23 protein-coding genes, 1 tRNA gene and 1 riboswitch are annotated in these 25,724 nt (G+C 40.0%); of the genes, 19 read left to right on the top strand and 5 right to left on the bottom strand.

What is annotated here, in order from left to right; all coding sequences use genetic code 11:
• Window positions 1–264 precede the first annotated feature (264 nt).
• Together KH286_RS03415 and KH286_RS03420 are read right to left on the bottom strand one after the other, a co-directional pair.
• On the bottom strand, window positions 265–642 hold the full coding sequence (locus KH286_RS03415) for a type II toxin-antitoxin system HicB family antitoxin (protein WP_008714666.1): 378 nt from the start codon (window positions 640–642) through the stop codon (window positions 265–267).
• Between the two features lie 9 nt (window positions 643–651).
• Window positions 652–828, bottom strand: coding sequence for a type II toxin-antitoxin system HicA family toxin (locus tag KH286_RS03420; protein ID WP_021148751.1), 177 nt, complete (start codon window positions 826–828; stop codon window positions 652–654).
• Window positions 829–1,075: 247 nt separating this feature from the next.
• On the opposite strand from KH286_RS03420, the gene KH286_RS03425 reads away from it, so the two are divergent.
• Entirely contained in the window at window positions 1,076–1,975 is a 900-nt protein-coding gene (locus KH286_RS03425) for a DUF3829 domain-containing protein (RefSeq protein WP_118091207.1), read from the top strand.
• Window positions 1,976–2,083: 108 nt separating this feature from the next.
• Here KH286_RS03425 and rarD read toward each other — a convergent pair whose 3' ends face one another.
• A complete protein-coding gene (gene rarD / locus KH286_RS03430; protein ID WP_270279063.1) occupies window positions 2,084–2,980 on the bottom strand; it encodes an EamA family transporter RarD in 897 nt (298 codons plus the stop codon).
• Window positions 2,981–3,140: 160 nt separating this feature from the next.
• Window positions 3,141–3,316: riboswitch (cobalamin riboswitch) on the top strand.
• A gap of 290 nt (window positions 3,317–3,606) precedes the next feature.
• Between rarD and KH286_RS03435 the strand changes: the two genes are divergently transcribed.
• The 7 genes from KH286_RS03435 (at window position 3,607) to KH286_RS03465 (ending at window position 11,970) form a co-directional block, all read left to right on the top strand.
• Window positions 3,607–5,769, top strand: a complete 2,163-nt coding sequence (locus KH286_RS03435; protein ID WP_270279062.1) for a methylmalonyl-CoA mutase family protein — start codon at window positions 3,607–3,609, stop codon at window positions 5,767–5,769.
• 4 nt (window positions 5,770–5,773) lie between these two features.
• Window positions 5,774–7,963: a methylmalonyl-CoA mutase gene (scpA, locus tag KH286_RS03440; protein ID WP_060919469.1), complete on the top strand. Its 2,190-nt coding sequence runs from the start codon at window positions 5,774–5,776 to the stop codon at window positions 7,961–7,963.
• The gene (gene meaB / locus KH286_RS03445) at window positions 7,956–9,209 is read left to right on the top strand and encodes a methylmalonyl Co-A mutase-associated GTPase MeaB (protein WP_004694551.1); all 1,254 of its coding nucleotides are present in this window, start codon (window positions 7,956–7,958) and stop codon (window positions 9,207–9,209) included. The genes scpA and meaB overlap by 8 nt, the downstream gene beginning before the upstream one ends.
• A gap of 360 nt (window positions 9,210–9,569) precedes the next feature.
• Window positions 9,570–9,827, top strand: a complete 258-nt coding sequence (locus KH286_RS03450) for a hypothetical protein (protein WP_004698152.1) — start codon at window positions 9,570–9,572, stop codon at window positions 9,825–9,827.
• Window positions 9,828–10,128: 301 nt separating this feature from the next.
• Window positions 10,129–10,734, top strand: a complete 606-nt coding sequence (locus KH286_RS03455; protein WP_038125655.1) for a MotA/TolQ/ExbB proton channel family protein — start codon at window positions 10,129–10,131, stop codon at window positions 10,732–10,734.
• Window positions 10,731–11,135 carry an ExbD/TolR family protein gene (locus KH286_RS03460; protein WP_004694558.1) on the top strand — a complete coding sequence of 135 codons (405 nt, stop codon included), beginning with the start codon at window positions 10,731–10,733 and terminating at the stop codon, window positions 11,133–11,135. Before KH286_RS03455 ends, KH286_RS03460 begins: the two co-directional genes overlap by 4 nt.
• 4 nt (window positions 11,136–11,139) lie before the next feature.
• Window positions 11,140–11,970 (top strand): hypothetical protein, encoded by an 831-nt coding sequence (locus KH286_RS03465; protein WP_058948289.1) that lies wholly within the window; start codon window positions 11,140–11,142, stop codon window positions 11,968–11,970.
• Window positions 11,971–12,124: 154 nt separating this feature from the next.
• On the opposite strand, the gene KH286_RS03470 is transcribed toward KH286_RS03465, so the two are convergent.
• Complete coding sequence (locus KH286_RS03470) at window positions 12,125–12,535, bottom strand: hypothetical protein (protein WP_004698294.1); 411 nt, start codon at window positions 12,533–12,535, stop codon at window positions 12,125–12,127.
• A 180-nt stretch (window positions 12,536–12,715) separates the two neighbouring features.
• Here KH286_RS03470 and KH286_RS03475 point away from each other — a divergent pair, with 180 nt between their 5' ends.
• The 11 genes from KH286_RS03475 to KH286_RS03525 all read left to right on the top strand — a co-directional run bounded on the left by KH286_RS03475 (window position 12,716) and on the right by KH286_RS03525 (window position 24,670).
• On the top strand, window positions 12,716–13,663 hold the full coding sequence (locus tag KH286_RS03475; RefSeq protein WP_004698199.1) for a zinc metalloprotease HtpX: 948 nt from the start codon (window positions 12,716–12,718) through the stop codon (window positions 13,661–13,663).
• Window positions 13,664–13,809: 146 nt separating this feature from the next.
• Window positions 13,810–15,105 carry an adenylosuccinate lyase gene (gene purB, locus KH286_RS03480; protein ID WP_278617611.1) on the top strand — a complete coding sequence of 432 codons (1,296 nt, stop codon included), beginning with the start codon at window positions 13,810–13,812 and terminating at the stop codon, window positions 15,103–15,105.
• A 227-nt stretch (window positions 15,106–15,332) separates the two neighbouring features.
• The gene (locus KH286_RS03485; protein WP_278617612.1) at window positions 15,333–16,511 is read left to right on the top strand and encodes an MFS transporter; all 1,179 of its coding nucleotides are present in this window, start codon (window positions 15,333–15,335) and stop codon (window positions 16,509–16,511) included.
• Window positions 16,512–16,625: 114 nt separating this feature from the next.
• Entirely contained in the window at window positions 16,626–17,909 is a 1,284-nt protein-coding gene (locus KH286_RS03490) for an adenylosuccinate synthase (RefSeq protein ID WP_278617613.1), read from the top strand.
• 539 nt (window positions 17,910–18,448) lie between these two features.
• A complete protein-coding gene (locus KH286_RS03495; protein WP_004694570.1) occupies window positions 18,449–18,793 on the top strand; it encodes an ArsR/SmtB family transcription factor in 345 nt (114 codons plus the stop codon).
• A 2-nt stretch (window positions 18,794–18,795) separates the two neighbouring features.
• Entirely contained in the window at window positions 18,796–20,268 is a 1,473-nt protein-coding gene (gene dinB / locus KH286_RS03500) for a DNA polymerase IV (RefSeq protein ID WP_278617614.1), read from the top strand.
• Window positions 20,269–20,356: 88 nt separating this feature from the next.
• Window positions 20,357–20,641: a hypothetical protein gene (locus KH286_RS03505; protein WP_004694573.1), complete on the top strand. Its 285-nt coding sequence runs from the start codon at window positions 20,357–20,359 to the stop codon at window positions 20,639–20,641.
• A 317-nt stretch (window positions 20,642–20,958) separates the two neighbouring features.
• A complete protein-coding gene (locus tag KH286_RS03510; RefSeq protein WP_278617615.1) occupies window positions 20,959–22,422 on the top strand; it encodes a catalase in 1,464 nt (487 codons plus the stop codon).
• Between the two features lie 355 nt (window positions 22,423–22,777).
• A complete protein-coding gene (locus KH286_RS03515; RefSeq protein WP_278617616.1) occupies window positions 22,778–23,785 on the top strand; it encodes a 5'-nucleotidase, lipoprotein e(P4) family in 1,008 nt (335 codons plus the stop codon).
• Between the two features lie 48 nt (window positions 23,786–23,833).
• Window positions 23,834–23,910, top strand: a tRNA-Arg gene (locus tag KH286_RS03520).
• A gap of 109 nt (window positions 23,911–24,019) precedes the next feature.
• Window positions 24,020–24,670: a hypothetical protein gene (locus KH286_RS03525; RefSeq protein WP_004698281.1), complete on the top strand. Its 651-nt coding sequence runs from the start codon at window positions 24,020–24,022 to the stop codon at window positions 24,668–24,670.
• A gap of 11 nt (window positions 24,671–24,681) precedes the next feature.
• Here the strand turns inward: KH286_RS03525 and KH286_RS03530 are convergent, their stop codons facing one another.
• On the bottom strand, window positions 24,682–25,341 hold the full coding sequence (locus tag KH286_RS03530) for a site-specific integrase (protein WP_423838149.1): 660 nt from the start codon (window positions 25,339–25,341) through the stop codon (window positions 24,682–24,684).
• Between the last annotated feature and the right edge of the window lie 383 nt (window positions 25,342–25,724).

Here is a 25,724-nt window from a genome sequence, read left to right on the forward strand (position 1 = left end):
TATAGGTTGTTTTGTAACGCCGTATATTATGCTGTACTGGAAGAAGCTAAATCCTAATGTGAAAGCTCCATTTTTTGTGAGGCATCTCTCCGTATATATGGCAAAATTAGAGGATTGTCATAGTATATGATTTGATGTGCTATATGTACTAAAATTATTACTCTATTTCGTAACGATTCTGTGGATGCTCTGCATCATGTACCTTACTTTACCAGTTATTTTATGGACAGTAGCTCTTTTTTGCTGAGCAATTGATGATGTAAATTACATTGTTTTCTCTACTAATGCTTCTTGTAAAAGTTGAGAAAAGTTAATTCCTTTAGCTAATGCTCTATCGTTTAACCAGGCAGGAATCGTTAGGGTTTTCTTTACGGACTTACTATTTTTAGCTAAATCAATATCTGTTTGAACTAATGTAGGATATGTTGTATCGGTACATGGTAAGCTGCGAATAGATGTGGGGGTAGGTAGAGTTTGTCCATCTTCTAAAGCGCCTAATATATAGAGTTCCATAGCCTCTTGTGCATTGGTTATTAATTCTGTTAGTGTTGAGCCGGTGCTACTAGTGTATTCTAGGTCTGGAAATTCAGCCCAGAAACCATCGGCATCATCATGGATTATAGCAGGGTATATAAATTTCATAGGTCCTCCTTATTTTAGTCCCGTACGTTTTAAGATGGCATTTAATAAACCGATAGGTACATCTTTCCCATGTACGGCAATAACTTCAACTTGATTATCCTTTTTTAAACGATGATGACTACCTCGTTGCCGTACATCCTTCCAGCCATTTTGCAGTAATAATTTAAGTAAATCCTTATCCTTCATATTCTCTCCTTTTATAATAACACGTGTATACGTACAAAACAATTATTAGGAGTTATACATTCTTATTTATAGTCTAACAGTATATAAAGGAAAATAGGGGTGACCATTGGTCACCCCTGATTCTATTAGTCACTTGACAAAATTGATACATGACCTTTATATATTAATCCTATTCATAAAAATCATATTAGTATATAATTAATATATATAAATTAGGTTGTGTATTGATGAAAGGAGAGGATTCATCATGAAACCATTTGGTAAAAGGGGCGCAATGGCTGTGTTGTGTGCGGCTATATTGACATCCCCATTATTGTTGAGTGGTTGTAGTATGTCAGAGCTATGGCAGGGTACTGAACAGAGCCGCAAGGAAATTGCGCAGCGGTCTGAGCAGGATCAGGTGCAGTTATTTAATCAATATGTGAAAGCTGTAAGTCGATACAATCGCATGGCTGTCATGTTTGATTATGCGAATACGCCAACTCTTAATGAGTTGAAAGCTGGGCAGCATTTAACTGTATTTAATGCACCGAACTTTAAGCAGTTACAAAAAGAATTAGAAGAGGCTAAGCAAGCCGGGATTCCGTATGATGAAATGAAGGAGCCTTTAGATAAGCTACTTTCAAAATTGAACGAAATTACACCGGTAGCGGAAGAGCTCGATGCATATTATAAATCTAAAGGATATACCACAGATAACTATGCTAAGGAGCAACAATTAGGTCCTAAATATGTTCAATTGTATGAACAATTTGTTCCTATTTATGCTGACTTTGATAATGTTATGCATAAAATCAATACAGACCGCTTGCAACAACGGTTACAACAATTGCGTGATGCAGGCAAGAAAAATGCCGCTGCAGCACAAGAGGTTCATTTGCGACTTACTGCGGTCCTAGAAAAGATCGATAGTGAAAAACAACTAGATGTAAATGCTATCAATCAAGAATTACAATCTATTGGTGATGTATCAAATGGTATTACTAGTCCTAAGTATGATTCTGTTAAGACCTCTGTAAACTCTACGATTGGTGCAATCCGTACCTATATGGGTTCAAAACAAGATAACGATTATAATCGTATGATTGAGGCCTATAACCATTACATTTCTAATCTGAATACGACCAATATGAATGAGCTAGATTAAAATAAATTAGATTAAAATAAGTTAGATTAATACGTTTATAAAAAAGAAAGCTGTATCAAATGAGGATATCATTTGATACAGCTTTTTAGTTGATATATAGGATATACCTTACTTTTTTAGGCTAATGCGCGTTGTAATTTGGCTTGATAAGGAGAATAATACTAAGGCTATCCAGATACAACCGAAGGCAATCATCTGCGGTGTGCCAAAGCTTTCACCAAAGTAGAAGATGGCTAGCAACAAGGCAATGGTAGGGGATACATATTGCAAGAAGCCTAGTAGGTTGAGCGGCAATAGCTGCGCCCCATAGGAGAATAGCACCAATGGGACAGATGTAGTTAGGCCGCAGGCTATGAGCAACATGGTCGTATACCAGTCTGTGCTGAAATAGGACCACACGGTATTATCGATCATGGTCGTATATAGTAAAGCTAGCGGTGTTAATAGCCAAGCCTCAAAGGCGATGCTCGTAAAGGGCGAGATGAGCAGTTTCTTTTTTACGGCTCCATAGAGACCGAAGGAAACGGCGAGGATCATCGATACTAATGGTAAGGATCCCACTTGATAGGTGAGCAAGGCAATACCGATGGTAGCGATGAGGACACTTAGCTTTTTCGGTATAGATAGAACCTCTTTAAATAGGATGACACCTAATACTACATTGAAGAGTGGATTGATGTAATAGCCAAGGCTCGTGTTCATAACTTGATTATTGGCGATGGCCCAAATGTAGGTGAACCAGTTTACACTGATGATGACTGCCGCCACTAAAAGTAGAAATAGTTGTGAACGTTGTTCTTTTAGTAATTGAAAGTCCTTTTTGAATTGTTTAAAGTGTAGGCCAAATACAACGATAGCCATGCAAACACCTGACCAGATAATGCGCTGTGCCAGTATATTATACGGTGAAACATGGTTTAATAATGCCCAATATAGAGGGAGTAAGCCCCAAATTATATAACAACTAAGGGCTGTGATTAACCCTTTTCTACTTGTATGTTCCATAATGCCTCCTCGTGATAGTACTTATTATATCACTAATACTCAAGTCATGCGTTTTAGTTATTGTATATGATTTTCAATTATAACTTTGATTTTGGCACTTATGATTAAATGTTATGTTCATTGACTTTGTGCATATTGTTACACTATATTGGACTTAGAACAACGAATATAGAGAATAGGTGTCGCAAGACTTAATAGAGAAATCGGTATAAGCCGATGCGGTCCCGCCACTGTAAGGATGAGCCTGCTTTCATACATGTCACTGGAGTAATCTGGGAAGGCGAAAGCGAGGTGATGATCCCGAGCCAGGAGAACTGCCTATTTGATAATCACCGTTATGTACCTACGAGCGATAGGAAGGGGATTGGGGTATGCTGGCTACAGTATTTTTTAGTGTACCTTTCAATAAGAAACCTTACGTGTCACTTTAGGTGGCACGTTTTTTATTGCCCTTAGAGTGGATGTTGAGTATAGGAATCAGGTTTTATAGATATTAAACAGATGGACACATTTTGAGGTTGATGTGGTCCAATAAGATAAAGCTCGAGTGATTCATATATCTAACAATTCGCAGGTACGGTGCGCTGTTTCTCGGTATGGTTTCGAGTTGAAAAGGAGGCACATATATGTCTGACAAAAAGACTTCAAAGGATGCTGAACGCGATTTATTAGCACCTGTATCCTTTGATGAGTTTAAGAAACCTACGTATGAACAATGGCAGGCCGAGGTTGAAAAAGCGTTAAAAGGTGGCGACTTCCATAAGAAGATGTTCACTAAAACCTATGAGGGAATTACGTTACAACCAATTTACACACCTGCATTGCATGGAGAAAAAATTCCAAAGGGTGTATATCCTGGAGCAGGTGAGTTCCTACGTGGCACAAAGGCAAGTGGTTATATTAAAGACTCTTGGGGCGTATCCCAATATGTAGACGAATCCTTTCCTAAGGATGCTAATCATGCAAGTTTATACGAAATTGTAAAAGGTGGCACCATTCACAATATTCGCCTTGATGAAGCAACACGCCATGATCAAGATGTGCAAGTAGGCGCAGCTGTTGGTATCGGCGGTACATCTCTGTCTACTATGGATGATTGTAGCCAATTGATTGAGCGTTTTAATTTGAAGGAAAACCCTTTATACATTGAAACAGGTGCTTCTGCAGCTATCTTGCTCGGTATGTTAGCCGCTACGGTGAAAGGCTCTAAAAAACAAACCTCTGACTTGAAAGGTCTCGTTGGTGCAGATCCTATTGGTGTTTGGGCTAAAGATGGTACATTGCATATGTCTTTAGATACAGCCTTTGATGAAATGGCACATACTGTTGTATGGGCTAAAGAACAAGCTCCAGAACTTAAAACTGTACTCGTATCTGGCGATGTATACGCTAATGGTGGCGCTAATGATGTGCAAGAGGTTGCGTATGCATTGGCAACAGCAGTTTGTTATGTTCGTCAATTAGCACAACGTAACATCGATATTCACACTATTGCTAACAGCATGATGTTTACATTCTCCTTAGGTGCAAACTTCTTCATGGAAATTGCTAAATTACGTGCATTACGTGTGCTTTGGGCGCGCATTATGGAGGCCTTCGGTGCAGAAGAAGCTGACCGTGCCGTTCATGTACACGGCAGAACATCGGCTTTCACAAAAACTGTATACGACCCATATGTAAACTTGTTGCGCAATACAACACAAGCATTCTCTGGCGTTGTAGGCGGTTTGAATAGCCTTGAAGTGTCCCCATTCGACCAACCAATTCGCAAGGCTGACGATTTCTCTCGTCGTATTGCCCGTAACATCCAAGTTATGTTGCAAACTGAGTTCGAGTTGCGTCAACCGGTGGACCCTGTAGGCGGTTCTTGGTATGTGGAAACATTGGCAGCTGAATTATGCGAAAAAATCTGGGCTGAGTTCCAAACTATTGAGTCTAAAGGTGGCATCATAGCAGCTTTGAAAGAAGGCTATCCACAAGCTCAAGTTAAAGCAGTTCTTGATGAACGCTTCAAAAACCTTGCATTCCGCAAAGATGTGGCTGTAGGTAACAACATGTATGCGAACATGACTGAGGAATTGCTTGATTCAAAACCAGAAAATCAAGAAACATTGCGTCAAAAACGGGTTGCTCAGATCGAAGAGTACTTGGCGAGTGCGGAGCCAGATGCGGTTGTGAAAGCACAGGCTACCCTAGAAGCAGGTACGACAGAGCCAGGCGCTTTGATTGGCCTTATTGAACTCGGTGCATTACAAAAATTAACAATACGTCAAATCCGCAAGGCTTTAGATGCTGGCGATATTGCTTCCGAAACGATTGAATCCATTGCAGCTCATCGCTGGACTGAACAGTTTGAAGCACTTCGCATGCGCACTGAGAATTATAAACAACGTACGAAAGATAATGTGAAGGTATTCTTGGCTAACATGGGGCCAATCCCTCAACATAAACCTCGTGCGGACTTCTCCACAGGCTTCTTCGAAGTAGGGGCTTTTGAAGTTATCAAAAATGATGGACATGAAACAACGGCTGATGCGGCGAAAGCTGCTCGTGAAAGTGGTGCTGATGTAGTTGTTATCTGTTCTACAGATGATACCTATCCAGAATTGGTACCACCACTCGCTAAAGAATTGAAAGAAACTATGCCGCATGTAACGGTTATTTTAGCAGGGGCACCTCCTAAGGACTTAGAACCTGTATACCGTGAAGCTGGCGTGGACGACTTCATTTCTGTTCGTGCAAATTGTTACGAAATCTTGAATACGTTACAAGATAAGAAAGGGATGTGAGCTCATGTTTAAAAATCCAGACTTCTCCTCTCTTGGCTTGGAATCTCAGAAAGCAACATCTCGCGATGCATGGCTTGCTGAACTTCAAAAAGAAACAGGAAAAAGCTTTGAAGATTTATATAATACAACAATGGAGCAAATCCAACTAAAGCCTCTCTATACAGAGATGGATTATGAAGGGATGACACACCTTGACTATATGGCTGGTGTACCTCCATTCTTGCGTGGACCTTATTCCACAATGTATGTTACTCGTCCTTGGACAGTACGTCAGTACGCGGGTTTCTCCACAGCGGAAGAATCCAATGCGTTCTATCGTCGTAACTTGGCAGCGGGCCAAAAAGGTTTGTCTATCGCCTTTGACCTTGCTACTCACCGTGGTTATGACTCCGATCATCCTCGTGTAGTAGGTGACGTTGGTAAAGCGGGCGTTGCGGTAGACTCCATTCTCGACATGGAAATTCTATTCTCCGGTATCCCTCTTGATCAAATGTCCGTATCCATGACAATGAACGGCGCCGTATTGCCAGTAATGGCGTTCTACATCTTGGCTGGTGAAGAACAAGGCGTAGATAAAAAGGTTATGGCTGGTACAATCCAAAATGATATTTTGAAAGAGTTCATGGTACGTAATACCTATATTTACCCTCCAGCTACGTCCATGCGTATTATCGGCGATATCTTCGCGTACACATCCCAGTACATGCCTAAGTTCAACAGTATCTCCATTTCTGGCTACCATATGCAAGAAGCGGGCGCTACTGCGGACATCGAACTAGGGTATACATTGGCCGATGGTCTTGAATATATCCGTACCGGTGTTAATGCAGGCCTTCACGTTGACCAGTTCGCACCACGGTTGTCCTTCTTCTGGGCAATCGGTAAAAACTACTTCATGGAAGTGGCAAAAATGCGTGCGGCTCGTATGTTATGGGCTAAGATTATCAATAGCTTCGGCTCTGAAAATCCTAAATCCATGGCACTTCGTACTCACAGCCAAACATCTGGTTGGTCTCTTACAGAACAAGATCCGTTCAACAACGTGGCTCGTACATGTATGGAAGCGATGGGTGCCGCGTTAGGTCATACGCAATCTCTACATACGAATGCGCTTGACGAAGCCATTGCGTTGCCTACGGACTTCTCTGCACGTATTGCGCGTAATACTCAGCTTTACATCCAAGATGAAACTAAGGTATGTAAAGTTATCGACCCATGGGGCGGTTCCTACTATGTAGAAGCGTTGACAGATGAATTGATTCGTCGCGCTTGGGGTCATATTCAAGAAATCGAGTCCCTTGGCGGTATGGCGAAAGCTATCGATACAGGGCTTCCTAAGATGCGTATCGAAGAAGCTGCCGCACGTCGCCAAGCTCGTATCGACTCTGGTCGTGAAGCGATCATCGGTATCAATAAATATCGTCTAGATAAAGAAGATCCATTGGATATCCTCGACGTAGATAACACGGCTGTACGGGAAGCCCAAATTCGTCGTCTCGAACAATTGCGTGCTAACCGGGATGAAGAAAAGGTTCAATCCTGTCTTGAAGCGATCACAAAGGCTACAGAATCGGGCGAAGGTAACTTGCTTGCCCTTGCACTTGAAGCGGCTCGTGCTCGTGCATCCTTGGGGGAAATTTCCTTTGCTGTTGAAAAGGTATGCGGTCGTCATAAAGCGGTTATTCGCTCTATTTCCGGTGTATACTCCAGCGAATTTGAAGATGACGATGTAATCAAAGAAGTACGCCAAATGGCAGATAACTTTGAAGAACTCGAAGGTCGTCGCCCTCGTATCATGATTGCGAAGATGGGCCAAGACGGTCATGACCGTGGTGCCAAAGTTATCGCTACATCCTTCGCGGATATGGGCTTTGACGTGGATATCGGACCTTTGTTCCAAACTCCAGAAGAAACAGCACAAGATGCGGTGGATAATGACGTTCATATTGTCGGATTTAGTTCTCTTGCGGCGGGGCATAAGACATTATTGCCTCAACTTGTAGAGGAACTCAACAAGCGGGGCCGTGGAGATATTTTAGTTGCCATCGGCGGCGTAATCCCTGCTCAGGACTATGAATTCCTACGCGAACATGGCGCAGTGGCTATCTTTGGCCCTGGTACAGTTTTGCCAGTAGCGGCGAAAAAATTACTAGAAACATTGACTAGTCACGTTCAAGACGAGTCTCATGACTGATAACAAACGGCCTACTCCGGATGAATTGCGCAATACACAGGACGCAACTTTCACCACTGGTGAAGGCAAAGCCCCTGAATTAGGTGTAAAAAACGCAAGCACCGAGGGTAGTACCTATCGTCCCGACTGGGTGCCAGAAGAAGCGAAGAAAGATGATACTTACGCGTGTCACGTAATGAAAGGCGTCAAGGAAATGCATGACGGCCTCTTATCTAGTTCAGCTCATCTGGCTCCAGCGGTACGTCCCGTACAGCGGCGAAAGAAATTGACTGTCGCTGATTATGTACGCGGTATCGAGCAGGGGGACCGCGTTATACTTTCACGGGCTATCACATTAGTAGAAAGTAATAATAAGGACCATTTCAAACTAGCTCAACAGGTGTTGCAAGCCGTATTGCCTCGCACGGGCAAGGCATTGCGCATCGGTATTACTGGTGTGCCTGGGGCTGGTAAAAGTACGTTTATTGAAGCCTTCGGTAACATGCTCATTGAAGCGGGTTACAAGGTTGCCGTACTGGCTGTAGACCCTACGAGCCAAGTCACAAAAGGCAGTATCTTGGGTGATAAAACGCGGATGGAAACGTTGACGAAACACCCAGAGGCTTATATTCGTCCATCGCCAGCTGGTGGTACACTAGGCGGTGTGGCTCGTAAAAGTAGAGAAACTATGCTACTTTGTGAGGCTGCTGGGTACGATATTATTCTCGTTGAAACCGTTGGGGTTGGGCAAAGCGAAGTTACCGTGCGTTCCATGGTAGACTTCTTTATGCTCATCGTTTTAACGGGGGCAGGCGATGAATTGCAAGGCATCAAAAAAGGCGTTATGGAACTTGCTGATGCTATTGTGGTCAACAAGGCTGATGGAGATAATCTCAAACGAGCACTCATTGCTCGTAGTGATTACGATCGGATGTTACATTATATCCGTCCAGCTACGGAAAAATGGAAGACTCAAGCCTATACATGTTCAGCTGTTACAAAGGATGGCCTCGATGAATTGTGGGATGTTATCCAAGAGTTTACTGAACAAGGCAAAGAAAATGGGGTCTTCTTAAAACGTCGTCAAGAACAATCCCTCCGTTGGGTACGCGATATGATTGACGAACACTTGCACAACCTATTCTTTAACAATGTAGTCATTCAAGGTCGCATGGGCGAAGTCGAAGCCGCTGTCTTAGACGGTGAAATGAGCGAATCTCAAGCCGTTGAAGAACTTATTGGCGTTTTCGATAAGTCTTTACAATAAGTAGATCGGTAAATACATATTGTATTATTAAATATAATCGTATTGCTAAATATATATTAGATAAGCCGGCATAACTTATCTTAATACGCACTCCACTAGCAATCGTATGCATTTCGATATAACTACAGATGTATTTGTAAAAGGCATAGTATCAATGTTCACTGTTGGATTTGGACCAATAGTAGTTGCATACTATGCCTTTTTCTATGTCATAATAACTAATTGCGACTAATTATTTGCTATTAATTGTCTAATAAAAGATGATTAATATATAAGTTCATCTTTTTAAAATGCAAAAATCAGTGTATAATTAAGTTATATTATTTATTAATCGTTTAATGTTACGAGAGGGGCATTCAAATGAACAAAAAATTATTATTACCTGTAGGTGTAGTCGTTCTAATTATTGGTATTGCGATTCTATTATTAAATCCAGATCCAGGGGCGGCTAATTTGGAAATTGCGAGAAATGCTACAAATGCTCAAGCGGCAGCAAAGGCGATTTCTGAGAATAACCAATCTTACACATTGTGGTATTCTATTGGTATGTTCTGTAGCGGTTTAGGCATTGCACTGTCAGTAGGTGGCTTCATTGTAGGCTTTATTAAAAAAGACTAATCTATTTAGGAACGTATCAAAGGCTGTACTAGAATGTATATCATTTCTAGTGCAGCCTTTTTGTATTTTAATTTTAGGGTTATAGGACAAAACGTGTTGGTTTTGCCCTATAACCCTAATTTTATCCTGTGGACTTTAGCTAGCTTATGTCTATCTAGCGAATTAGTCTATATTTATCTTGCAAGTCATCCTATATCTATTTATGTTGTGGTTTTACGCTCTATATCTGTTTTCGGTGGGATAAAACGTGGTATAATTAACCCGGATAGAGCCTAAAAGTATGTGGCTTTTGGAGGTTAGTATGAGTAGTATAGCGCATTTATTTGTAGCTGGTGGATTTGTTATGTATCCGCTGGTGATTTTTTTACTGTTTACCTTGATGATTGGCATTGAACGTATCTTTCTATATCGCAAGTTTACAAAGGATTTGCGCCGTTTTAATAAGGTCTTAGAGAAGAATCAATCTTGGATTATGTTACCAAGTGTTTTGGAACGGGATACAGAGGAACTTGGTTCTTTATTTGCCCGTGCTATCCGCAATGCAAAGAATTATAATGGCTTGGAAAACCGCCTTCAAGATGTAGTGTCGTACGCTGATGAACGTTTAAAACGCGGCCTTAGTTGGCTCAGCATGATTGTAACAATGGCTCCGTTATTGGGGTTGCTAGGGACGGTCCTCGGTATGATTCGTGCGTTTGCTGTGGTAGGTGGCGACATTGGGGCTCCGACCATTATTACAGGTGGTGTTTCTGAAGCCTTAGTGGCAACGGCTACAGGTTTGACCGTGGCCATTATTGCCCTTGGCTTTCACAGTTACTGTGCGGCAAAGGTCAATGATTCTGTGGCGACATTAGAACATGAGTGCGGCAACATTCTTGATGCGTACAACGAGGAACATGATATATGAGACGACGCACGTTAGGGGTTAAAAAAGAGCCTACCATCATGATTATTCCCATGATTGATATCGTATTCTTTTTATTAGTATTTTTCATGGTAGGCACGCTGTACATGAATACAGAGCAACAAATTCCGCTTAATTTACCATCTGCATCGACGTCTACAGCGAAATCTATCGAACCTATCACCATTACCTTGACCACAACGCACACGCTGTATATCGATAATCAGGAAATCTCTTCGGATCGCTTGGCGCAAGAGGTCAAATCTATCGTTACACAAGCACCTCAACAAGCCTTTGTGATTCGTGCTTCAAAAGATGTATATTATAACGATGTTATCGAGCTTTTGGACATGCTCAAGGTGAACGGTGCTAAATATATTAGCGTCGCTACGGAACGGAAGTGATTCCATGTTTGAATCACATTATCTGAAACCTTTTATTATATCTTTAGGCATTACCATCATGCTTATCTCTGGCATGGGGCTTTCCTTGCGTGGTATCGTTGGAACCGGTGTGGCTTATGATGCCGCAGAGGTTAGCTTTCATCTGCCTGAGGATAGTGAAAGTGATGCGAAAACTACCGCTATTGAGCCTATACCTAAGGATAAGCCACCGGTTGAACCTCCGACTCCAGAAGGGCCTGCGCCTAAGGCAGATCCTCTTGTAACGGAAAATACAGGTGATGAAAGTGCTCACAATTTAAATGCCAATAAGACTACATCTAATGCTCGTCGTGAATGGGCCGTTCCCAAGGCCATAGAATCGGAAACGACTAATAATGAACAAGCTGTAGTTACGGGTGGAAATGATTCCAAAGACGGGAAATCCTCTAAGCCTGACAATGCTCCTATAGGTAAGGATATAACATCTGATCCGAATGCGAATGGAAACGGCTTTGCCGAAGCTAGTGATTTATCCTTCCTATCTGATCTTGCGTGGGGGCTCCTAACACCAGGGCAACAAGCGCTTTTACAAAAGTCGGATATCAACCCCCAAGAATATTTACGAACTGTACAAGAACAGGGGAAGGGGTCAATTGTAACAGGTAAGGTTGTAGTGCGCGTTAACTTTGACGTTAATGGACATGTCATCGTAGGAGAACATACACCGCTCATCGCAGAGGATGTACCGCAACCAGTCAAAGAGGAAGCAATGCGCATCGTTAAAAGCAGTGGTTCTATTATCAATCGAAGAGGGGAACCTGTATATCTAGCAGTTCCTGTTGTATTAGGACAATAAAGAGGCATATCTTACATACATTAGTATGGGATATGCCTCTTTGTTATGGTTGTAAAAAATGATTGTATTGATTGATACTATGTATTACTATGAAATACTTGTTCTATCTGAGTCATGTTGAGTTATATTTCAAGGATTAATTATATGTATTGTATTAATTTTGATTGGTAAGTATTGTTTTCGTGGAGTTGAAGACGGCTAGATATACGATGGCGCCGCCGATGAATAATGTGACTTGCATAGGAGTGCTGAATTGATCAGCTCGCCACAATGCAAAAGCATAGAAGAACATGGTAATCAACATGATGAGAAATGCGATGATAACGCGTACATTTGTGTTTACTGCTAAGGATGTAGTAATACGCGATTTATTCGTCATTACGTAAATTAAAGATACTACGATGTCTGCCGTAAAGATGGAGAAGATAAAGTTATAATCAAACTCGCCAAAAAGGACTACCGCCAAGCCGATAAAGCTGAGCCCAAAGAATAGACGTAATAGAATACCTATAGTATTAGATTCGTTGCGCTGTGCGCGGCGTTCCTTACGATTTAAAGTTGCCATGAAAGCCTCCCCCATAGTAGAAATGTTTGTTACTATTAGTATAAAGCTCGTGTATAGATTGAGCAATTATTCGCAGTACATTTAGTCTGTATGTTTATTATATATCACAATGTATAGCTATGATATATTATAAATTAATTTATTACTATATAACTATATGAGAAATCAAAGTGAGAGATTATGATTCAAGTTATTCTTACCTATATTGTTAATGTTATTATTGTATTTGTATTTTTTCCTATTTTAGAATCTGTAGTTCAATATGTGTATCCGTTTTCATGGGACTGGCTTATAAAACCGCTACATTTAGTGGATAAGCTCGATGTATATATTATTATATCCTTTGCGTTGCCTATTATTGTGGCCATCGGATTATTTTTGCCACCTTTTAGTTGGATTGTCCATGTATTGCAAGGTGAAAGAAAACCAAATGCAGAAGAATCTGAATATATTGAACCGCTGTTTGAGGAATTATGTGCATTTAGCGGTGTAGCACGTAACTCACTGATATTGCGCATGCGTACAGATGAGGAAATTAATGCCTTTGCATCTGGATTAAATCACATTACGATTTATACAGGAGCCTTGTATTCGTTAGATAAACGGCATTTATTAGGTGTTCTTGCCCATGAATTAGGCCATTTACGGCATCGTGATACTATCTATTTAACCATTACCTATGCTATGGATCGACTAGGGCAATTAATTTTAAATCTTGTAATATATCTAAATTTTGCTTTAAATATACTGGCTATTATACCAATTGTTAATATCGTAGTACGTATTATTCAATTAATTCTTATCGTTATGATTGCAATCGTGAAATATGTACTTCTATTACCGAAGTGGATTACCTATTATTTTGATAGCCGTCGTCGAGAGTATGCTGCTGATGCCTATGCCGTTTCGATTGGTTTGGGGCGGGAGCTGCGTGATGGTCTAGTTTCATTAGGACTTGCTACTGAACAAATTGGTATTCTAGAGAATGGTGAATTATATGATTGTGAAAGTACAGGATTTTTCAGTCGCTTGTTTATTACTCATCCAAAAATGATTAAGCGAATACAACGTATCAATGAAGGGATAGAGGTATATAATCTCAAGCAAAGTCTTAAAGAAAATCGTTAAAGTGATAATTAATTTAATAAATACGAACAATAAGTAAAATTAATATAATTATCATTCGGAAAATTTAGTTCCGTTCGTTGAATGGAGCTTTCACATATGGTACAATAATCCTATAAATCTAGCTTTTATCATGCAAAGGAGACATCATGATACCACGTTATACACGAGAAGAAATGGGCCATATTTGGAGCGAACGCAACGAATTCGACACAATGTTATTGGTGGAGACCCTCGCATCCGAGGCACAAGCTGAGTTGGGCGTTATTCCTAAAGAAGCGGCAAAAACAATTCGTGAAAAGGGCAATTTCGACGTTGAGCGCATTCATGAAATCGAAAAGGAAACGAACCACGATATTATTTCCTTCGTAACAGCAGTGGGCGAATACGTAGGTCCTGAAGCGGCAAAATATATCCATCTGGGCCTTACCTCTACAGATGTGAAAGATACGGCGCTTGGGTACATGATGAAACAAGCCTGCGATATCTTAATTGATGACTTAAAGCGTTTGCACGAAGTATTGCGTCGTCGTGCAGCTGAGTTCAAATATACTCCTATGATTGGACGTACCCACGGCATCCACGGCGAACCAACTACATTCGGTTTGAAATTGGCGTTGTGGATGGCAGAGGTAGAACGTGATATTGAACGCATGGAGCATGCGCGTAAAAGCGTTGCCGTTGGTAAATTGTCCGGCGCTGTTGGTACATACTCCAATATCGATCCATTCGTAGAACAATATGTGTGTGAAAAATTAGGCCTTGAACCTGTTAAAATTGCTACGCAAGTGGTGCAACGTGACCGCCATGCTGAGTTGTTGTCTACCATCGCTGTTGTAGGCGGTACATTAGACAAAATCGCATTGGAAATCCGTCACTTACAACGTACAGAGGTACGCGAAGCAGAAGAATATTTCAGCCCTAAACAAAAGGGTTCCTCTGCGATGCCTCATAAACGGAATCCTATTACTTGTGAAAGAATCTGCGGTATGGCGCGCTTACTTCGCGGCTATGCACAATCTGCTTACGAAGATCAAGCATTGTGGCATGAACGCGATATTTCTCATAGCTCTGTAGAACGCGTGATCTTGCCGGATGCGACAATCGCATTAAATTATATGTTGCACCTAACAATTCGCACCATTGATAAATTGTTGGTATACCCTGAAACCATGCTTAAAAATCTTAACCTCACAGGGGGACTCGTATTTAGCCAAACAATTTTGACAAACCTTGTAGATAAAGGTGCGGTACGTGACGAAGCATACCGTTGGGTTCAAAAACATGCTATGGAACGCTGGCTTGAAGGCAAAGACTTTGCAACAGGTTTAAAAGCTGATGAAAATATTAAGAAATACATGACTGATGAGGAAATCGATGCATGCTTCGACCCATATAAATTGCTAAGACATGTAGATACAATCATGGCTCGCTTTGGCCTATAATTGTAGGGACTTCCCACATAACATATGAAAGACTAGGGTAGGTATAGACCGACAAGACTATGGCACATGCATTAGGTGTTGGCTATATCTACCCTTTTTGTTTAAAAGCAATATACCATTTTAGATAGAAGTATATAATTTTAACAGGTAATTATAAATTAGTTTCCTAGCAGGCTTTTATATACTCGTCTTACATTAGAAATTATCTATTTGTTTTAGGAGGTTATATGAAACGTATGATACGAAAGTACGGACCGCCTATTTTTCATTGCATCAATGATTTTGGTCAAGGTTCCTTAGCGGCGCTCATTCCGTTTTTTATCGCTAACTTTGACCTTAATTACTATCAATCGGCGACCATTATCTTCTGTAACACCGTGGTGGCCTCCATCGCACAGCCCGTATTGGGCTATGTGGCAGATCGGTGGCGCGTACCCTGGTTTATTCCCGTTGGGTTTACGGTGACTCTTGTGTCGATTAGCGCTATGGCATTGGCTACGAGTTACGAAATGATTCTTGCTTTGTCGCTCTTGGCCGGGGTAGGTGCTGCGTTATTCCATCCCGAGGCGGCTCTTCTTGTAAATCGTACGCAATCTCATGAAATCGGTAACGCCATGGGCCGCTTTGCAGTCGGCGGCAGTGCGGGCTTTGCGTTGGGACCCTTTATTGCTGGTGGTGTTTACGTCTTTGGGGGACAATTCCTTTGGGTATTTACGCTTATCGCTCTACTTGGTGTATTGTTATATCTTTATGCCTTTATGGGTGAGGGTGAAGCTGATACCGATGATACTGATATTGCTGATGCTGCTGATACTGGTAACCGTGAAAGCCGTGCTAAGGTTCTTAGTACCGGTACAAATGATTGGGTGAGCTTCGGTAAGTTATTTTTTGTGATTGCTTCTCGATCTATACTCTTCTCTGTATTGGCTATCTTTATTCCTATTTTGTATATTACTGTTATTAATGGTGAAGCTAGTGCATCTAGTTTGGCCCTTACTGCGTACTTTGCGATGGGTGCAGTCCTTACCTATATGGGAGGGGCCTTATCTGACCGTCTGGGATTTCTTAAAACTGTGCGCTTAGGTAATCTGATTTTCTTGCCTTCTGTTTTAGTATTTATCTTTGTGCCTAACATCTGTGGCTTTTTCGGTGCCATGATTCCAATGGCCTTTGGTGTATTCTCACAATACGGACCGATTACGGTACTAGGTCAAAAATATCTTGCTAAAAATGCAGGCTTTGCGTCCGGTATTACCCTAGGTCTTGGCATTACCTTAGGTGGCCTTGTAGCACCATATGTAGGCCATCTAGCAGACATCTATGACGTACAAACGGCATTGATGACCTTGATACCGGTAGGTGTTATAGGCCTATTGATGAGTTTTTGGTTAAAAGAACCAAAATAGCCCATGCGTTTGGAAGAAACTAAAGATTGAATTTGTATAAATACTTTCACAGAATCCGAACATTGTTGTATAATGATATTGAATTATTTAGACTTTCATATGGAGGATATAGATATGGCAACTAGTATGGTTATCGGCACTCAATGGGGTGACGAGGGGAAAGGTAAAATTGTTGACTGGATCGCAGAACGTGCGGATGTTGTGGTGCGCAGTCAAGGTGGTAATAACGCGGGTCATACTGTTGTAGTTGATGATAAAGCGTTTGCACTTCGCCTTTTACCAAGTGGTATCTTATACGATAACAAACAAAATATCGTGGGTACTGGTGTTGTTATCGACCCTAAAGTTCTGCTACAAGAAATTGAAGGCCTTGAAAAGCAAGGCAGATCTGCTAAATCCCTTCAAGTTTCCAATCGTGCACATGTAATCATGCCATACCATATCGCTCTAGATACTGCAGAAGAAGCATCTAAAGGGGATGCTAAAATCGGTACTACTAAAAATGGTATTGGTCCTTGCTACGCTGATAAAATTAATCGTATCGGCATCCGTATCTGCGATTTGTATGATATGGAAACATTTAAACAAAAATTAGCGTACAATGTAGAGTTCAAAAATAAAATGCTTACTAAGGTATACGATGCTGAACCTGTTAGCTACGATGAAATCTTAGCGGATTACATCAAATACGCTGAAGCCTTGAAACCTTATGTAACAGATACTAATGCGGCTGTTCTTAAAGCTGTAAAAGAGGATAAAAAGGTATTGTTCGAAGGTGCTCAAGCTACTATGCTCGACCTTGATCATGGTACTTATCCATTTGTAACATCCTCTCATCCAATCGCAGGTGGCGCTTCCACCGGAGCTGGTGTGGGTCCTAACTACTTGAAAAACATCTTTGGTGTTGTAAAAGCGTATGCTACACGTGTTGGTGCAGGTCCATTCCCTACAGAGCTTCTTAATGAAACTGGCGATAACCTTCGTGAACTTGGTCATGAGTTCGGCACTGTAACGGGTCGTCCTCGTCGTTGTGGTTGGTTAGACCTCATGGTTGTAAAATACGCAGCAGGTCTTAATAGCCTTGATTACTTAGCTATTACACGCTTGGATATTCTTGATACTTTTAAAGAATTGAAGATCTGCGTAGGTTATAAATTGAATGGTAAAGACGTAGAAGGGTTCCCAGCTAATTTAAAAGATCTTGAAGCTTGTGAAGCAGTTTACGAAACATTGCCAGGTTGGGAAACTGATATCTCCGGTATTCGCGAATATGATAAATTGCCTGAAAATGCTCGTAGATATGTAGAACGTATTGCAGAAGTAACAGGTGTGCCTTTAGGCATTGTATCTGTTGGTCCTAACCGTAGCCAAACTATCGATTTAGTAAATGTATTCTAAGCTATACTAATTTGATATAATAGAAAATTTGCATTTGGTAGCATTGATAGAGTGTTATATATTTTAACATTTCTCGCTATGCAATCGATTTATAGAATTATACAGATTAGACCCCTCACAGAGGGGTCTTTTGTATTGAATGGATGCAGAATACAAACGTGGATCCTCTATATCTAATCCTTTAGGTTGCTACAGTAGTGCGGTATATCGAAGTATGCTTTATAGTTATTAGAGTGTGAGTATATCGAGAAATATATAACAAATAATAGAGTGTAATTGTTATATATACAGAAAAATGTATATTCAAATAAACCTATCAAATAAAAAATTGTTTAAAATATTCATTTTATACAAATAGCTACGTGCTTAAATTAGTTTATAATTAGGCGAAATTTACTTATCTATAATTTTTTTGTATTCATAATAAATTATTAAGATACAAATATAAAGAAAAAAATAGATTTACATTAAGAAATAGTATATAATAGTACCAAGAAGTAGATTGATATTTTTTGATAAGGATCTGAGGAGTTAAAGATATGGTTGAAGTTTCTTACGAACGTTTAGCGACGATTTTTAAGGCATTAAGCGATGAAACAAGATTACACATCATCGATATGTTGTCTTGCAATGAATTATGTGCAGCCGATATTTTAGCGAGCTTCAATTTGTCTCAATCTACGTTGAGTTACCACATGAAAATCTTAATTGATGCAGGTGTAGTTAACTCTCAACGTAATGGTTTATGGACGCGTTACTCCATTAATGAAGCTACATTTGCGGATATTTTAGATATTCTCCCTCAATTATACAAAACTAAAGATGAGTGCATTTGCGCGCAAATTAAATACTGCCGCATTTCTGAGCACGAAAAAGAAGCGTAACAATGAGACGTTGGATTATGCATGTTGATATGGATGCATTCTTCGCGTCCATAGAACAACTGGATCATCCAGAGTATAAAGGCCACCCCGTAATCGTGGGTGGTCTTTCTTCACGTGGTGTGGTAGCTACCTGTTCCTATGAGGCCCGAAAATTTGGTGTTCATTCTGCGATGCCAATCTCGAGGGCTAAGAAACTCTGTCCTGATGGGATCTATGTATATCCTCGAATGGATCGCTATAAAGAGGTGTCGAACCAAATTTTTTCCGTTATGAAAGAATTCACCCCTTACATTGAGCCTCTATCTATTGATGAAGCTTTTCTTGAAGTGAGCGGCATGTCCACCATGTATAGCGGCCCTAAAGCGCTAGGGCGAGCCATTAAAGATCGTGTATTCGAGAAAACAGGACTTATTATCTCTGCAGGCTTAGCACCCAATAAATTTCTTGCTAAATTGGCTTCTGATTTAGATAAACCCGATGGTCTTGTGGTCATCCCATACGGTCGTGAAAAAGAGGTGTTGGCTCCTTTGCCTATTAAACGTATTTGGGGTGTTGGTCCTCGGACAGAGAAAATTTTGAAAGCCGGTGGCTTTCACCTGATGCGTCATATTCAGTCTTTGCCTGATGAAAGCAGTTTAATTCCTCTCGTGGGGAATCAGGCAAAACGCATATGGGAACTGGCGAATGGTATCGATGATAGACCTGTTGAAACAGATCGCAAGATACAATCAATTGGAGCGGAGGAAACCTATGAAGAAGACCTCACAGAGGGCCGTGCTATTGAATTAGAGTTTAGGTACTTTGCGAACCGTCTATCGAAACGGCTTTGGAGGCGTAACCTTCATGGACATACTGTATCTATCAAGGTTCGGTATGATGATTTTACTACTGTATCACGGCAGAAGCGGCTAGATACACCATCAGACCAGGAGCATGTATTTTTCGAAACAGCATTGATCCTGTGGAATAAATTGATGCAGGATAAGACGAGTAAGCGGCCTAAAGAGGCTAAGAAAGATACGGAACCCTTAGGGGCCACTACAAAGGTAAAGTTTACGAATTTTAAATGTAGTAGTTCTAAAGGGCTTACCTGTATGGATCCGCCTGGCCCTATACGACTATTAGGTCTTACTGTGAGTGGTCTCGATGAGGAGGTTCCTATGCAGGATAGTCTCTTTGAATCCTCACAGGATGAAACAGAGGATAAGCTTGCTAGCGTGTTAGATTCGTTAGAGTCTAAATTTGGTGAGACTGCTGTTATGAGTGGTGCATTATGGCAGCGCTTTCACGGAGACAATGGAATACGTAGGAAACGGTCAGAGTTGAAAGCGGCCGTGGATGCACAGCTTGGTCAAGAGGATGGGGCATCTACTAAAGTTAATGTAGGCTCGACTAAAGAGGCTAATCGGTCTACAGTTGCAGATACACACGCATCTATTGAAGAACCTAAAAAGACCGTCAAAAAGGACTTATAAAGTTTATATTGAATACTTTCGCTAATATAATTGTTCATGTTACAATATGGGTGTAGTGTTAATAAATTACCGCAAGAGAGGTATAGATATGAGTTTATTTCGTGTGGCCATCCATTATGGCGTAAACAGCAATGGTTTCTTGTCCTATGATACAGAAACAAAAACAGTGTCCGTAGATTTACCTGAACAAGAGTGGGTTGATAAGGTAATCGCTTACTTGAATAATGAACATGCTATTGAGCATGCTACAGGTCTTGATACGTATGAACGATTGACCGTAAAACCATTAGAATCTTTGGATAATCTTAAGTTAGCTTTAACACGTATGTGGGAAGCGATCGACGTACAAGTTGATTGGAGTCGTCCGGCATAAATTGAATGAAAACACCTTGTGATCTACAAGTTAGTAGAAACAAGGTGTTTTTTTGTTTTGCGTATTTTTATAGGTACATCTTAACAGCATTTAAATATATAACATTGAAATTCTCATTTTAAAATTATAAATGATATCGTGTATACAAAATTTATAAAGGTTTAGGGTTGTTTTGTTAAAAAATTTGTGCTATTCTAATTACATATTAATGGATAATAATTATCCATTAATAACTTTTATCGTAATTGAGATATATGATTTAAAAATTATGTAAAGTAAATTACTTTCATTTTGATCTCTAAGTAGGAGTTTGTAACATGAATAATGAAAAGAAACTAACAACCGCCTTTGGCGCTCCCGTACCAGATAATCGCAACTCTGCTACAGCAGGTAAACGTGGTCCTGTATTGATGCAAGATGTTTGGCTCATGGAGAAATTAGCTCATTTTGAGCGTGAAGTGATTCCTGAACGCCGCATGCATGCTAAAGGATCCGGTGCATTTGGTACTTTCACAGTAACTAACGATATTACAAAATATACGAAAGCAAAAATTTTCTCTGAAGTAGGCAAGCAAACGCCGTTATTCGTGCGGTTCTCTACGGTTGCAGGCGAACGCGGTGCGGCCGATGCAGAACGCGACATTCGTGGCTTTGCCGTAAAATTTTATACGGAAGAAGGAAACTGGGACCTTGTAGGTAACAATACACCGGTATTCTTTATCCGCGATCCATTGCAATTCCCTGATTTGAACCGCGCTGTAAAACGGAATCCGAAAACAAATCTTCGCGATGCGACAGCAAATTGGGATTTCTGGACTAGCTTGCCAGAGGCGATCCACCAAGTAACAATCGTCATGAGTGACCGTGGTATTCCTAAATCCTACCGCACAATGCATGGTTTCGGCAGTCATACATACAGTCTTATCAACGAAAACGATGAGCGCGTATGGGTTAAATTCCATTGGGTTTGCCAACAGCCGATTGAAAATCTTTCCGATGCTGAGGCGGCTAATGTGGTAGCTAGTGACCGTGAAAGTCACCAACGTGACCTCTTTGAAGCTATTGAAAAAGGCGATTTCCCGAAATGGAAATTATGCATCCAAGTGATGACGGAAGAACAAGCTAACAATATGCCATACAATCCATTCGATTTAACAAAAGTATGGTATCATGACGAATTCCCATTGATTGAAGTTGGTGTGATGGAACTTAATCGCAACCCAGAAAATTATTTCCAAGATGTAGAACAAGCTGCATTTGCACCAACAACTATCGTTCCTGGTATCTCTTTCTCTCCTGACAGAATGCTACAAGGTCGTTTGTTCTCCTATGCGGATGCGCAACGCTATCGTTTAGGGGCAAATTATTATCAAATCCCTGTTAATGCCGCTAAATGTCCTGTAAATATCTATCATCGTGATGGTCAAGGACGTATAGATGGAAACCATGGGTCTACAATTGGCTACGCACCAAATAGCTTTGGTGAATGGGCTGAACAACCAGAATTTAAAAATCCTCCTCTCGACGTATCTGGCCCAGCCTACCAATATGACTTCTATGAAGACGACTCTGACTTCTTTACACAACCAGGTAAACTGTTCCGCCTCATGAGCCCTGAACAACAACAAGTCTTATTTGATAACACCGCAGCAGCTATGAATGGCGTACCTGATTTTATCAAAGAACGTCATGCAAAACATTGCTACCAATGCGATCCAGCTTATGGTGAAGGCGTTGCTAAAGCATTAGGTATGGACATTGACTTTAGTGATGTAAAATAAGGGAATACATCCTATTTAAACAACACAAAAGACAGTTAATCTAAACAATACTAACGATTGAAAAGAACTTTCTTAACTAATAACTCTCTTACACTTATATAAAAAACAAATCTATAAAAAATCTAAATTCACACAAAAGTTTTATACACTGATACCAATTATCTTATAAACAAATAAAAACCTTTAAAGGGCCTTTGCTAATCACATCTAAGTTAAGAATCATCAAAGATGTGTAGTAAGGGCCCTTTTGCTGTGTTGAAAATATACAAATTTCAAAAGAATTTTAGTATAATTATGTAGAGTTATATGATGTATTAAAGTTGCACGTAATGTTATATGTGAATAGGAGGCAATTATGAAATCTAGTAGTTTGGCATGGTATGTGGCGGTGGCTTGCATTGGAGGAAGCCTTTGTGTGGGTTCTGTAGTACAGGCGAATTCTCCAGAGACGGTGAAAGTAAATAGCCCTGTTTCTGCTGCTGTTGTAACGCAGGCTCAACCAGCTCAACCTGTTACTGTTACAGCAGCTAAGAATGATGTAGCTAGTGCTACAGCAAATCATACAGTAACTAATAATGCAGTAGCTAATAATGTAGTAGCTAATGATGTAGCGGCACAGGAAGCCCTCAAGCAAAAACAACAGTACCAAGCCGAAACTGAAACGATGGGTTTGCTATGGATGCGCACCTCTGCAGAGTACAGAGCGTTGGCGTATCAAGGGTACAATGTGGCAATGAATGCCGTTAAGATGGCCGTTACTGATCCATCTCATCAAAGAAAACCTTTAGCTATCGTTCTTGATGCGGATGAAACAGTAGTGGACAATACCAAGTTGATGGGTGAAAGTATAGCAAACGGCAATGGTCGTTTTGATGCACCTTGGTGGCGCCAAGCCGTACATCAAGGAAAATCGCAAGCCATGCATGGAGCCGTTGAATTTTTAAATGAAGTTCATAAACAAGGGGTAGAAATCTTCTATGTTTCAAACCGCTACGCACCTGTAAACCTTGACGTAACGATACAGAACTTTAAAGAACTAGGATTCCCATCTGTCGATAAAGACCATGTACTACTATTCGAAAAAGACTCTGATAAACAACCTCGCTTTGATATGATTGCTAAAAAATATTATGTCGTTGTATACATGGGCGATAATGCAGGAGACTTCCCTATTGGTACAAAAGGCAAGACTTTAGTTGAAAGAAATGCCATCATCGATGCCCACCAAAAAGACTTTGGCACTACCTTTGTAGTATTCCCAAACCCTGCCTATGGATCCTGGGTTAGTGCATTGGCAAAAGGCTACCAAAACCTTAGCCCAGAAGAACAAAAACAAGTAAATAACCAATACCTACAACAATAAGGACGCCTTGCGTATACTTTATTAAAAACGATATAATAAAGTATACATGCGTCTATAGCTCAGTTGGATAGAGCGGCAGTTTCCTAAACTGCGTGTCACTGGTTCGATTCCGGTTAGGCGCACCATAGATAAATACTGTGTTTAATAACTATTTGGATTTTAAAATTAGGGGAAAATAAGCCAAATGATAAGCCAGTTTACAATAAAGTGTTAGTATTATTAGGAGATTGAAATATGACAAAAAAAATAATTTCAGGGATTTTAATATTAATATCAATTATTTTTATTGCTTTAGCAGTAGGCTGTGGGAATGATAATGATGGAATGGGTGCTTCTGAGAAGAAATATTATGATAAAGTAGTACAAGATTTACATTCAGAAGATTATAAAGCTGCTAAATACGATGTTATATCTTTAGTTGATGCGAAATCTCAAAAAGGAAAGGATATGTATTATATAGCAACAGCTATTATTGATTATAATGAAAAACATTATGTTAGTGCAAAAAACAGTGTAAATCGTTTATCTGAAGATGCTCTTAATGGGGAATTCGCAGATAAAATTAGAGAAATAAATAATGTTGATCCAGTATTAGTTCAGCAAGATCAAGAACGTATAGATAAACTCAAAGCAGCAAAAGAGGCTAAAGATGCTGAAGTAAATCGTAAATTAAAAGCATTGGCTGATGAGGTAGAGGCTGAAAATAAAGAAAAGGAAGCTCATAGCATACATATTGGTGACAGTAAAAATACAGTTATACAAAAATGGGGTAACCCTATGAGAGTGAATCGTACACAAACAGCTAATGGAGTAAGTGAACAGTTGGTTTATGGTAACCAATATGTTTATATAGATGATGGTATTGTAACAGCAATACAGAATTAAAAGCGCATATATTATAAATTTAATTTATCTAATGCAGTGATTGCGACATCCTGATCGGCTAAGGCTACATGAGAGTAAATGTCTAAAGTAACATTAATACTAGAATGACCTAGTCGTTCTTGTACGATTTTAGGATTTACACCTGATAGAAGTAAAAGTGTGGCATGGGTATGTCTTAAATCATGAAATCTTATGCGTCTATCTATTCCTGCTCGTTGTAGTAGCTGCTTAAATAACCTAGAGCTATAATGACGAGCATGAAAGCCTTTACCAAGTAACCCACCTATAATTCTATAATCATTTTCATAGAGATCTTCTAGTTCTTTCTTATAAGTGTTTTGAATCCTTTTGTGTTTTTTTAAAGCTGATATAAGGCGTTGGCTTATCTGTATTTTCCTTCCAATTCCAGCTTTAGGTGAGGTTATATTTTGCTCTTTAACTTCTGATTTTGACCTCTGAACAGTGATATAAGAATCAATTACTATATTGCTCCATCGAAGGACCATAATTTCTCCTAAACGCATTCCTGTTTCAAGGGCAATATAGATACCTATATATAGATTTGCGGAGACTATTATCTTATGTGGGTTTTTAATTATTTTGGCTCCCGCTAGCCATTGTTGTGCTTGATTGATTAATATTTGTGCTTCGTATTGAGAGAGTGGTTGTATCTCTGCTTTGGTTTATTTTGGAGATTTAGTTAATCCTAGTTTTAAGGCAGTATCAATACAGTTAGCGAAATATCTGCGTTGATTTCGAACGGTAAAAGGAGGTAATCCAGTATGATTTCGTCCGCCATGCGTTAACTGTTTATTGAGATAGTTTTGAAGTTGTGTCGGTTCTAATTGATCTAGTCGGTGCTTAGTAAAGGCTTGTCTGATAGGAGCTAGGCATACTCTATAGATTTTATATGTAGCAGGTCTAACAGCATTTTTTACATAAGTTTCTAACTATTCATCAATCCATTTACTAATCAGTGGATTTTTAGTCAGTTTATTATCTTTAGATAGGCTAGCTTTCTTCCATTCTTTTGCTTTATATTTTGCTTCTGCAG

The organism is Veillonella parvula (assembly GCF_018378075.1).
GTDB classification, from domain to species: Bacteria; Bacillota; Negativicutes; order Veillonellales; family Veillonellaceae; genus Veillonella; species Veillonella parvula_K.